Genomic DNA, 12536 nt, shown 5'->3' with positions numbered 1-12536 from the left:
ATTAGACCTCTCCTTGTTGTATGGCATGCAGCGGTTCGACTTTTTTTATTTGGATACCGGAAAGCGTCGCCCCAACAAATCCGATTATGAGGAAAACAATTGATAATTGGATGGTTGTCCCAGAGGTTAAACTAAACGGCATACCTTTAGGCGCCACTATATTAAAAGCATGACTAAGGGCAACCGAAAGACCAAGTGCAATGACCGTAATAAAAATCATCTGTGTCCACATCATTTTGAACAAGGCACTTGTTTTTAAACCAATTGCTTTCAGAATTCCATATAGACCCATTTTTTGAACGTTCATCATGTAGAAAAAGATGGCAAACAACATACCGCTGATGACAACTAAAAACCAAACAATCATATTTAAGGACGTCTGTTCCGCTTTATAACTTGAAATGGTATTAAGGAACTGTTTTTTTGAAAAAGTTTGCAAGCTAGCGGGTACTTGTGATGAATCCCCTTCCGGTGCGAAAATCAATTGCATTTCATTGGCTCGATACATTTCTTTATAGTCTGCTAAACTTATAAAAGCGACAGGAGCATGACTGTATTTACTCTGATCCGCAAAACCTTTTACAATAAACTTGCCGCTGTATTGATTATTCGTTAAGGAATCTCCGATTTTTATCCCCTCATCTTCTAGTGAGCGATCCAGTACAATTTCTCCCTTTTTTACGTTTTGAAAATACTTTGAATGTGTCGATGTAACAAAAGCAACACTGCGTTGTTTCCCCGTACTATCATTTACAAATCCCATTTGAATTGAAAAGGCTGTAGCATCCTTTCGACTTTGCAACATTTGATCCTGAGTACTGATATCTATTCTTGATAGATTATAAGTTTCTTCTGCATCCTTGGTCATATAGAAATAACCATCCGGTAAATCTTTAATTAGTGCTGCATTGTCATGTGATAATCCATTTGCCAAACCAGATATAATAAACGTTAAGAAACTAACGAGAAAAACGATTGAACCTAAAATGACAAACCTCATTTTATTTTTCTTAATTTCTTTCCATGCAATGTTCATCTTTATTCCTCCCATCTCTTTTTGACATCCTTAGTTTATAATCGTTGTATGAATAGAAGATGAACAGGTTATTACATTTAAAAGCTTAGAAAACAGGGAGACGGTTCTGGTGGCATTCGGTGCCGCCAGAACCGTCTCCCTGGATTTTAATTATTTTGCTTAAGGCATTGATAAACAGCCATCATATCTTGTTTATTTAACTCCCGAATACGATTGAAAATGGGAATATCCGCGACATCCTCTGTATATAAGTTTTCATCCACAACATCACTAACTGTTCCTGTTAACCATGTTTTTACTTGTATACCTTCAACCAGTTCCTTAAGGCCCTTATCATTGATGCCGCTTGCCAGACAACTTACACATGGAATGGTTAATTTATACACACCATCATGCAGATTATCCTCTGATATCACTTTCTTTCCTTTACAGAATGGACATGGATGGCTTTTTTTAATTTTATTAATTTCGGTAACTAATTTTTTGTAACCAAATGCTTCATAAACATAGGTCAGTTTTTTATATTTTCCATTGGTGAAATACTGATCTATGATTGTTTCTTTTGTTTCATTGATAGTAGGAAAATCACAAATGGTCACTTGATTATTGGCGCTAATGGATTCGATATTTTCTTTGATTCCGTCCCAGAATGGGAAGACATTTTGTAATACCATTTCATAGCCCGTAAAGCTTGCTTGTTCTAATTCAAACATTTTTAATGCGACTTGTGTTTTTCTAGGCAGTAAGGAGACATCTTCTGTCAAAATCATATCGCCGCCTACAATTGATTTCAGTTTGACCAGTGCAGGTAAATCACCTACTATTTTCATTACTTGGTCAATCGGCTGATTGATCATATCACGAATATCTGTGTCTCCAAATTTAAGCGGTTTATCGTGGTTTAAAACAGTCCCCTCACAAATTGGACAGGTAATCATTTCTTTAGAAGCTTTCATTTGCTCTTTAATAATTGATTTTGAAACGACAATATACATGCCAAGGATGGTGTTAAAACCTACCCATGTTCTACGTGCCTTGCCTTTCTTATCATAAAATGACTTTTCAAAATAGCCGTACCAAAAGATATGCTTTTCTGCATCTGACATTTCATTATAGCTTTTCGTCAGGTCAAACCCGAGCTCATTCTTTATTTCTTCAAATAGAAATTCTAATTTTGGGTATTGATAAAATTTTAATACTTCCATTATTTCTGGATAGAAAAGACCATCCCAGAATGGAAGATTTTTGTCTTGAATCACAAGGTCTTTATCAAATATTTCAATCTTAAGACGACCTGAGCATGATGGACAATGATTGTCCTTAGAAAAGAAATCGAAGCTTCTCGTATCTTTATTAGTCGGATGCGCCGCCACAATATGGTTAATCATGCCGCCCATTTCATAAAGGAAACTATATTGACTATACAAATGTCTTTCAAGATCAATGGCAATGACAGGTGCTATTTTGTTAGAATCGTATTCACCATAAATCAAACGGGCCATAGATGATAAACTTTTTAAAATCCCGCCCTTATAGACATTTTCTGCATGTTGAAAATAGTCGATATGATTTTCTTTTAAATACGTAATACCATATTGCGAATTAAGTTTAGAAGAAATAGGCTCATGAGCAGCGGTTTCTTCCCTATTGTTTGTCTCATAATATTCATGATGGCTGACAACTTCAAGATGCGTTACAGGTTCATTCTTTCTTTTACCAAAATCAACGATAAAATCAGAACTTTCCATCATATAGGCATTATGTTCAATCATCATAATTGAAACTGATTCATCTTGTAGAATGCCCCTGATACTATCAATGAATTGATTTAAAATATTTTGTGATAAACCTTTTGAAGGTTCGTCAAAAATAAAAAGTGTATGAGGATTTCTTGAATTTGCAAACAGTTCCGAGACTAAATGAACACATTGAAATTCTCCAGTCGATAGTGTTTGGGTTCTTCTATTTAAAGTCAAATAACCTAGTCCAAGTTTGATTAATAAGCTTAAACGTTTATGTGCGATATCTTCATTAGGTAGTTCATCAATGATATCTTCAATCGAGCGATCGAAAATATCATCAATATCTTCACTGTATTTTGTGAGTTTCTTTTTTATATCAAGAAAAGTCGCAACGGTTGACCGACTCGTAATGGATTGGTTTCGATCTTGTCCAACCATAACGAGTTTATCTTTTTTGTATCGCTTCTGAAAATCTTCGGCAATACATTCGTTGACAAGTGTTGATTTACCACATCCAGACTCTCCGGTAATGGTTACGAGTCTATTTTTTGGTATTTTAATATCAGCCATTTGAATATTACGGCAATATAATTCATGAAAATGATAGTAATCTGTTGGCTCTTCCTCATTTTGTTCTAAGTAAACTGGTTTTGGACGCGGTGATACATCCACGATTTTCCCGCCATATTTACCACTGCCAGGTCCAAAGAATACGTATTTCTCTGTTGTATCGAGCACTGTGTCAGAATGGTCAATAAGCCAAATTTGATTCCTATAGCCTAATTGTTTAATTTGCTCTAAAATTTTAAGTAATGTTTCGTGATCAATACCAACTGATATTTCATCAATGATAATAACAGTATTTTCACTGATAGCCATGAATTCTGCGAGGTAAAGTCGAGTTAATTCTCCACCGGACAATGTACCCATAATCCTGTTTATTGTTAAGTAACCTATATTCATATTGATAATGTTTTTAAGTATGTTCTGTTTTTCTTCACTAATATGTAAATCATCTGCTAGCGAAAGTATCGTTTCAATGCTTAAATCGTTAATATCTGAAATACTATGAGGTTTACCAAATAAATCGATTGTATGTGCTTCAACTTCCTCGTTGTAACGCCTTCCTTTACACTTAGGACATTCCACATTACTGTTAGTACCGCGCCCTTTACACTTTGGACACCAGCCTAATTCATTATTAAATGAAAAGACTTCTGGAGAAAGATCGTATTTTTCAGCAAGAGTAACACGGATCTCTGTAAATACTCCAGTATGCGTTCCAATGGTTGAACGTGGATTAGAAGAAATGGATGATCTTCCGAGAAAAAGCACTAAAGGCATTTCTTCCATATTAATAGCACTAAAATTTGTTTCCATTATATCAGGAAATAAATACTGATATTCAGCCTTTGGTAATAATGAAACGAGGCGTTTCTTAGACTCTTCACCAATGGTCTGACAAAAAGTTGTTTTACCTGATCCAGATAAACCGGCAATGCCGAGCGTCTGATCTTCCGGCAAGATGGTATCTAAACGGTTAATATTGTTGGCAATTAATTGATTTATTTTCATATTGATATCCTCTCCATTCCCCAAATCTAGTATAGCCATGTTAGCACAATTTCAAATGGGATTGTTGTGTGTATAAAAAAAACAAACGGCTCAGTCCATTACTGAGCCGTCTTAATATGGAATTGACTTACTTCTCTTAATATAAGATTATTGCAAATAAGGATTTTTTATGGAAGGTCCAAAGGGTGAAGTTACCTTTCTTTAAAATGAGTTTCGTCACGCATAAAAAGCACTCCGTTTTACTGTCCCCGTACCATCAACATTCTTTCTCAAAATGATCAAGCAATGTACGCACTTCATCTGTTGACTCCGTATTCATCAATTGGTTTCTTAATTCACTCGCCCCTCGGAATCCTTTGACATATATCTTAAAAAAGCGATGCAAAGCCTTGAACGAACGCAGCTCTAAATTTGAGTATTTATCATGGAGATTGAGATGCAATCTTAAGAGATCAAGCAAATCCTTACTGCTATGATCTTTCGGTTCTTTTTCAAAGGCAAATGGATTACTGAAAATACCACGTCCAATCATAACCCCATCAATACCATATTGTTGGGCGAGCTTCAAGCCTGTTTGACGGTCAGGAATATCCCCATTGATCGTTAAAAGTGTATCTGGTGCCACCTGATCACGAAGTTTCTTAATCTCCGGAATCAGTTCCCAATGAGCATCGACCTTGCTCATTTCCTTCCTTGTACGCAGATGAATGGATAGATTGACAATGTCTTGTTTCAAAATGTGTGTCAGCCAGTCATGCCATTCGTCTACATTTGTGAAACCAAGCCTTGTCTTTACACTTACAGGCAATCCGCCAGCTTTTGCTGCTTGTATTAAATCTGCTGCAACTTCTGGACGAAGGATAAGGCCGCTTCCCTTCCCATTCTGTGTCACATTAGGTACAGGACAACCCATATTGATATCTATACCCCGAAAGCCTAGTTCCGCCATGCCAATACTCATTTGCCGAAAATTTTCAGGCCTATCCCCCCATATATGGGCAACGATTGGTTGTTCATCCTCTGTAAAAGTCAAACGCCCACGCACACTCTGCTTCCCTTGTGGGTGACAATAACTCTCACTGTTTGTAAACTCAGTAAAAAACACATCAGGTCTTGCTGCTTCACTCACAACATGGCGAAAAACAACATCCGTCACATCTTCCATTGGTGCCAATATAAAAAATGGTCGTGGTAAATCACGCCAAAAATTATCTATCATCTTCAAATTCAAATCCTCTCATTATGGGATACCAGGATACTCCCTTACCCCAAAATTAAAAAACAAGAAGGTCCTGCTTCTTTTACACTTATACCATGCTTAAGCACTTTTTATCAAACAGCGGAAATGCTTTTTTTACAAAACCAGGGGTTTAGTATGGAAAGTACAACCAAAATATCCCCTGCTAAAATCCACCCCTTTAAATAGCATTCCACTGTTTGAGTAAAAAAAGGTTTACAAAAAATACTGAAAAGGAAAATTAGAAAAACACTGGGTTGACAAGAGTTTAACAGGAAAAAAGACCCCGAAATCGCAAAAGTATTTTACGAAATCAGAGTCAAATTTTCCTCACGTTTTGATGCACACTTTTTATTCTAACTGTTGATAAACTATGGAAAAGGGTTTATTGTGTCGTGAGCGTTTTTATTTGTTGGCTACAATTTCAATTCCAAATTCGCCACGGCTTCCACGTGAGCTGTCTGCGGAAACATGTCCACCGGTTGGATGTACTTCACATCGTACTTCGAACTTAGGTTTTGAATGTCCTTTGCCAATGTCGACGGGTTACAGGAGACATAGATTAATTTCTTTGGCTTTACTTGCAAAATCGTTTGAATCAGCTGGTTGTCGAGACCGGTTCTTGGCGGATCGATGACAACCACATCCGGCTGCCAGCCTTTTTTAACCCATTTTGGCAGGACCTCTTCTGCCTTTCCTGGGACATATTTGGTATTGGTGAAGCCATGGCGTTTAGCGTTTTTCTTGGCATCCTCAATGGATTCAGGAATCACGTCCATTCCGCGGACTTCTGCTGCTTGGTCCGCAAGCCATAACCCAATCGTTCCCACACCACAATAGGCATCGAGCACCTTTTCGCTGCCGGTTAATGCCGCTGCTTTTTTTACTTCATTATAAAGCTTAATTGTTTGGGAAGGATTTAATTGAAAAAAGGTTCTTGCTGATAGTTCGAATTGCAAATCACCCAATGTTTCTTGGATGATATCTTCTCCGGCTAAGTTTACTGTTTCCTCGCCAAAAATTAGCGATGTTTTTTCACCGTTTATATTTTGGACAACTGATTTCACATTAGGAAGCCGGTTTTGAATTTCCTCGATGAGCAGCTCCTTTTTAGGCAGCTCTTTTTGTGACGTAATCAGAACGACTTGCAATTCACCGGTTTCGACTCCAACGCGGGTAACAATTGTTCGGACAATTCCTTTTCTGGTTTTTTCATTATAGATAGGAATATGTAAATCCTCTAATATTCGTTTTACTTTAGCCGTTGCTTCATTTGTTTGCGAATGCTGAACAGCACACTTATCAATGTTTATCAGCTGATGTGAGTTAAGTCCGTAAAGTCCGGCTAGAATCTTACCGTCTTTTTGACCGACTTGAAAGCTGCTTTTATTACGGTACCCCCATGGATCCTCCATGCCTATGGTTTGACGAATATCATGTTTGTTGACATCAAGTTTTGTATGACGCTCAAGTGATTGAATGACAATATCTCGTTTTTCTTTGAGCTGTTGATCGTATTGCAAATGCTGAAGTTGACAGCCGCCGCATTGATCATAGACAGGGCAAAGCGGTTTAACACGATGAGGCGATTGGATACGAATCTTTTTTATTTTTGCCTCAGCAAATTTGGGATTAATTTTTGTTGCCTCGACAACGACCTCTTCACCTGGAAGTGCCCCTGGTACAAAGACTACTTGCTTTTTAAAATATCCCACTCCTTCTCCATTAATGCCAAGCCTTTTAATGGTTAAGGGAAATGTCTGATGTAGCTGTATTTTAATACCTTGTTCGGTTTTCATTTTGTTCACTCCAAATTTCATCAAGCATAAGTACCCTGTATTATAGCACGATTTACTGGGAAAAGCCGAATTCTTGAGGAATCCGGCTGTGTTTGAATTATTTAAATTGATCTAGACTTTTGAACTTGTAACCCTTCTTTTTTAAATCTTTAATTGCTTTTTCTAATGCATCAGCATTATCTTTGGATACTGAATGCAGCAGAAGCACGCAGCCGGGGTGGATTTGTCTCATGATATTGTCATATGAGTATTGCCATCCTCTTTGCTGGTTAATATTCCAGTCGACAAATGCAAGTGACCAGAACACATGAGTATACCCCTCTTCTTTTGCGATTTGCATAGTTCTTTCACTAAAAATGCCTCGGGGCGGGCGTAGGTATTTCATTTTCTTTTGGCCCGTTATTTCCTTTGTTTTTGTTTTTACCTTTTCGAGCTCTTCGCGAATTTTTGCATCACTTACGGCTGTAAAGTCAGGATGACTCCAGGAATGGCTGCCAATGATGTGCCCTTCTTTGACGATTTGTTTGGCAAGTTCCGGTTGCGAAATTAAAAAATGTCCTGTCACAAAAAAGGTAGCTGGTACCTTTTCCTTTTTTAATACCTTTAGAATCTTGGGGGTATAGCCATTTTCATAACCGCTGTCGAAGGTTAAGTACAAGTTTTTGGTATTGGGATCGCCCTTGTAAAATGCCCCGTACTTAGCAAGAATCTCGTCATACTCAGCGCCCGCATCGGGCTGCTTTTCATTAACTGCCTTTTTGAACCCCCAGTGAATCGGTCGATTAGGCGCTTCTGCGTATGTAATATTCGGAATCAGTAAGAGCAGTATACAAAGGATTCCTAATAATCTTTTCATCCATGTTCCCCCTAATTTTATTTTGTTATAGTATTTGTTATAGGTGGGAAAACATAATTAGCATATTTAGGAAATGATTATGGTTGATGGTAAATGCGTCCTCTTTTAGTGCCTGTATAGGGAAGGTTTAGTTTAACAAGAAATGAGGTTGTACTTCTTGAAGATGGAAAATGAAGAATGATGATTTGATTGATTGTCCTTTTATTAATCTTCTTTTCACTGTAACTTATGACATATTTCCAAACTTTTATGACTTATTTTCCCAAACTCACGACATTTTCTAAAAATATTTGGAACTCCGTCTCTTAATCCCTAGATACATATTTAATAAAAAGAGGTAGACGCCACATCCCACGCGTCTACCCCTCAAACTATTATTTAAAAACCGGTTCTTTAAATTGAGCTAATTTTTCTAATGAAGATTTGTCGACGTCGGCATGCAAGCTGTTTCCGTGGGAGTCCATTGTGACAACAGCTGTGAATCCTTCGACACGAAGATGCCACATTGCCTCAGGGATTCCAAATTGCATTAAATCGACGCCTTCAACGCCTTTTATACAATCGGCATAATATTGTGCCGCGCCACCGATTGCGTTCAAGTATACGCCGCCATGTTCCTCTAACGCAGCCAAGGTCTTAGGACCCATACCGCCTTTACCGATAACCGCGCGAATACCAAATTTCTTCATGATATCGCCTTGATATGGTTCCTCGCGAATACTTGTTGTTGGGCCGGCAGCCTTAACGTGCCACTCGCCAGCCTCATCCTTTAACATAACTGGACCGCAGTGATAAATCACTTGGCCATTCAGGTCAACTGGCGCATCATGGTCGCTCAAATATTTATGAATCGCATCACGGCCAGTGTACATTAAACCATTAATTTGAACGACGTCACCGACCTTTAACGAACGGATCTTTTCCTCTGTAATCGGAGCCTCTAATGTAATCACTTCATCGGAAGAAGCAGCAGCGGTTTCCTTTTCCGCCTCCGTCTCAGCAAAATCGATGAACTCACCCTCTTGGTACATCCATTCGCTGATTTCTCCGCTCTCCGCATCCACGCTCACACCTAAGCGGCGGAATGCCCAACAGTTGTAGGCAACTGACACATAGAAGCTGGCAGGAATTCGATTCATGACACCGACTTTACAGCCAAGTAAGGTTGCTTCACCGCCGAAGCCCATTGTACCTATTCCTAATTTATTTGCATTTTCCATTACATACTCTTCAAGCTTACGAAGGTCTTCGTTCGGATTGACGTCTTCAACAGAACGGAATAACTGTTCCTTTGCCAAATCATAACCTGATGAACGATCCCCGCCAATTCCGACACCGATAAAGCCAGCGCTGCAGCCTTGGCCTTGAGCCTGGTAAACGGAATGCATGATACATTTGCGGATCCCATCAAGGTCACGGCCGGCACGGCCAAGTCCTTCTAACTCACATGGAAGGCTATATTGAATGTTTTTATTTTCACAGCCGCCGCCTTTTAAAATGAGGCGGACATCGATGTAATCTTTTTCCCACTGGTCAAATTTGATAACTGGCACCCCTGCTCCAAGATTATCACCGCTGTTTTCTCCTGTTAAGGAATCAACAGAGTTTGGACGCAATTTTCCTTCTTTCGTAGCCAGAACAATAGCATTCTTAATCGCTTCTTTTATTTCTAATTGATTCACTCCTACCGGCGTTTTAATTTTAAACGTTGGCAGACCTGTATCTTGGCAGATTGGCGACACTTGGTCGTCTGCCATTTTGATGTTATTCGTAATCGTTGCAAGGCTCATTGCTGCACTTGTGCCCGCATTTTCCTTTTCTTTAGCAGCCGATACAGCGCGGCGAACGTCCTTAGGAAGCTTGGTAGAAGTTTCAACCACTAGCTTGTACATGCTTTCTTGGAATTTTTCAATATTCAATTCGAGTACCCCTTTCCCTTTGTTCCCCAAATTAATCTATTTAAGAAATATTACAACTATTTACACGCTACCATTATACTCCTATAACCACTAGAATTAAAGGAAAAGCTTGCAAACGAATACATAGCAGTTTGCGCTAATTTCTCCAAAAAAAAGAGCCTGCTATTTAACAGACTCAGTTGCTTTCACGATTGTTGAATTCTCTGCATTTCGACTCCATGTCATCAAGCATGGAAATTAAACGGTCGATATCCTCAAGATCCGCATCTTCCGGATCAATAGCATCGAGCACATCTATAAACATATTCAATCGCTGCTTTAGAAAATCAACCTGTGAATTTTTATCTTGAATTGAACTTCCCAAGCTGTCTCTCTCCTTTCATTACCGTTTACATCCTACCGAATTAATCGCTCTTTTACAATAGTTTGCCCATATTTTAAAAAAAGGCCCCCTGCGACAGGAGCCCTTCTTCCCTCAATCAACGAGGCCGTTCTGAAGCTGCAAAACCAAAAGAAACATAATCCTGAACAGGAATCCAGGCTCCGATCCCTTGGGAGGTCACGTTTTTAATGACAATGAACTTCTTACTGCCTTTCAACATTAAATACACTTCACCATATGTTACTTTCCCTTTCTCATTGACACCGGGCGCATACGCATAAAGGTATCCCAGACGGTTTGCAGGGATATTATATATATGGTCATTTTTCGTACCTGCTCCGATAATCGTATCAAATGCAAGCGGCAAACGCGTCTTTTCCATTGCCTTAAGAAGCATCATCTTCTTCACATCTTCGGCATTGGCAATTTTGGCTGTCAGACCGCCGCGGACAATCTTCTGTGCCTCTTGCACATACTTAATCTGATAAGGAACTTTCCCACCGCGATTATCAAAGTAATTGGTATTAATCTTTTGGTACTCCCAATTGGGGGAGGTTTCGGATGATTCGTAGTTCAAGGGCCATTGACCAAGGTAAATAATCGCCCGGTAGCCAACCGCGAATGGGGTGCTGTTAATACTTGACTCGTTAAGCATGCGAATCAAATCCGGGTTTTCAATTTTTTCCTTTGATGAATTAATTAACTTCTTGGTTAAATCACTTGGCTTCAATAACGGCAAGTCCTGTGTCGAATTCGGATACGTATTTTCCTTAGAAATGTTGCGAACTGAGGCAGGAACTTGATATTTTACTGGGGCTGGCGTCTTTTTAGCCGGTGCTTTTTGAGCAAAAGCAGGCGGAATAAAAGTAAGCATTAATAGCAGTGTCATAAGTAAAGAGATATGTTTCTTCACGGGTGTAACTCCTTTCACTAATAACATTAATCATATCTGCTAGTAGTTTTTTCGGAGTTCATTAATATTATCCATTCCAGAAATTTTTTTCATTAAATCCCTATTGCCCTCAATACTTCTCCTGAAGGCGCTGCATTAATTTTTCAAAAGTTGGAAAGAACAATTGAATCGCAGGCCCAACTGTAAAAGTAATAATGATCGTTCCGTACGAAATGGGCCCTTTTAGGAAAAAAGCAGGTATCAAGGCCGATATTTCGCCGATTGTTTTCGCTGCCATCAAATTTACATGAAACCGTTCCTTTATCGCTAGCATAAAATTATCAATGGGGCTTTGTGGAAATTTTGCCTGCAAATAAATAGCCGCCCCAAAGCCAATAATTAAGATGCCAACGAGCAGCATTCCCAATTTAGCGATAAACGGTTCTACTTGAAATAAATCAAATACAAATATCAACCAGAAATCAACTAAAGAACCGATGAAAATTATGGTTAACAGTGAGAGCAGATCTGGCCGTCTTTTTACTAAGAGCGAATTAACAATCACTAAAATTGCTCCGTCAATCATGACCCATTTGCCTACCGAAAAGCCCACCCTTTCTGTTAAGGCAACATTAAGCGCATCCCATGCCCCTACTCCAATATCCGCTACCTCAATTGTCATGCATACTCCAAAAGTCATGATGGTTAAACCAATAATAAAAAATAATAGCCGTATAAAAAATTTCATCTGTTGCTCCTTTATGATTGGTGAAAAAGTAACAAAAATGTAATAATCTGATTATTTACAAAATTCAAATTACGTTTTATAATATACTTAACCTTTCAAAAAAGGAGGGCTGTAATCAATCAGCTAACTAAATACTTATTATCATCTATAAGGAGGTTGGGATTCCCGTCTTATATGAAATTCAACACTCGTGTTTTCTTGGTTCAAACTAAACATGAAGGTTGGTGATTGATGATCCCAAAGAAAGCGATTGAATTATTAACCCTTATATAATAGTGCTGATTCATTATAGCACAGCAAAGAAGATATACCCCGTACATTTTCAAAAAAATGAAACCGCTTTAGCAACA

General features: G+C 38.6%; 9 protein-coding genes. All 9 read right to left on the bottom strand.

The window, feature by feature from the left end; genetic code table 11:
• Window position 1: 1 nt before the first annotated feature.
• Window positions 2–1036 carry an ABC transporter permease gene (locus FAY30_RS06110; protein ID WP_149869049.1) on the bottom strand — a complete coding sequence of 345 codons (1035 nt, stop codon included), beginning with the start codon at window positions 1034–1036 and terminating at the stop codon, window positions 2–4.
• Between the two features lie 146 nt (window positions 1037–1182).
• The gene (locus tag FAY30_RS06105; protein ID WP_149869048.1) at window positions 1183–4353 is read right to left on the bottom strand and encodes an ATP-binding cassette domain-containing protein; all 3171 of its coding nucleotides are present in this window, start codon (window positions 4351–4353) and stop codon (window positions 1183–1185) included.
• 256 nt (window positions 4354–4609) lie between these two features.
• Window positions 4610–5572: a tRNA dihydrouridine synthase gene (locus tag FAY30_RS06100; RefSeq protein WP_149869047.1), complete on the bottom strand. Its 963-nt coding sequence runs from the start codon at window positions 5570–5572 to the stop codon at window positions 4610–4612.
• 434 nt (window positions 5573–6006) lie between these two features.
• Window positions 6007–7389, bottom strand: a complete 1383-nt coding sequence (gene rlmD, locus FAY30_RS06095) for a 23S rRNA (uracil(1939)-C(5))-methyltransferase RlmD (protein ID WP_149869046.1) — start codon at window positions 7387–7389, stop codon at window positions 6007–6009.
• 97 nt (window positions 7390–7486) lie between these two features.
• Complete coding sequence (gene pdaA, locus FAY30_RS06090) at window positions 7487–8245, bottom strand: delta-lactam-biosynthetic de-N-acetylase (protein ID WP_149869045.1); 759 nt, start codon at window positions 8243–8245, stop codon at window positions 7487–7489.
• A gap of 374 nt (window positions 8246–8619) precedes the next feature.
• On the bottom strand, window positions 8620–10164 hold the full coding sequence (locus FAY30_RS06085) for a fumarate hydratase (RefSeq protein ID WP_149869044.1): 1545 nt from the start codon (window positions 10162–10164) through the stop codon (window positions 8620–8622).
• 175 nt (window positions 10165–10339) lie between these two features.
• On the bottom strand, window positions 10340–10528 hold the full coding sequence (locus FAY30_RS06080; RefSeq protein ID WP_149869043.1) for an SE1561 family protein: 189 nt from the start codon (window positions 10526–10528) through the stop codon (window positions 10340–10342).
• A 115-nt stretch (window positions 10529–10643) separates the two neighbouring features.
• The gene (locus FAY30_RS06075; protein WP_411675489.1) at window positions 10644–11420 is read right to left on the bottom strand and encodes a YfkD famly protein; all 777 of its coding nucleotides are present in this window, start codon (window positions 11418–11420) and stop codon (window positions 10644–10646) included.
• Between the two features lie 148 nt (window positions 11421–11568).
• Window positions 11569–12186 (bottom strand): YczE/YyaS/YitT family protein, encoded by a 618-nt coding sequence (locus FAY30_RS06070; RefSeq protein ID WP_149869041.1) that lies wholly within the window; start codon window positions 12184–12186, stop codon window positions 11569–11571.
• Window positions 12187–12536 lie beyond the last annotated feature (350 nt).

Source organism: Bacillus sp. S3 (genome assembly GCF_005154805.1).
Lineage (GTDB): Bacteria > Bacillota > Bacilli > Bacillales > Cytobacillaceae > Neobacillus.
The sequence above is the reverse complement of the archived record's forward strand: the minus strand, read 5'-3'. Positions and strand labels throughout refer to the sequence as shown.

Coding starts and splice junctions, on each gene's coding strand:
- FAY30_RS06100 (WP_149869047.1), bottom strand. CDS start 5,572: ATGATAGATAATTTTTGGCGTGATTTACCACGACCATTTTTTATATTG.
- pdaA (WP_149869045.1), bottom strand. CDS start 8,245: ATGAAAAGATTATTAGGAATCCTTTGTATACTGCTCTTACTGATTCCG.
- rlmD (WP_149869046.1), bottom strand. CDS start 7,389: ATGAAAACCGAACAAGGTATTAAAATACAGCTACATCAGACATTTCCC.
- FAY30_RS06110 (WP_149869049.1), bottom strand. CDS start 1,036: ATGAACATTGCATGGAAAGAAATTAAGAAAAATAAAATGAGGTTTGTC.
- FAY30_RS06070 (WP_149869041.1), bottom strand. CDS start 12,186: ATGAAATTTTTTATACGGCTATTATTTTTTATTATTGGTTTAACCATC.
- FAY30_RS06075 (WP_411675489.1), bottom strand. CDS start 11,420: ATGCTTACTTTTATTCCGCCTGCTTTTGCTCAAAAAGCACCGGCTAAA.
- FAY30_RS06105 (WP_149869048.1), bottom strand. CDS start 4,353: ATGAAAATAAATCAATTAATTGCCAACAATATTAACCGTTTAGATACC.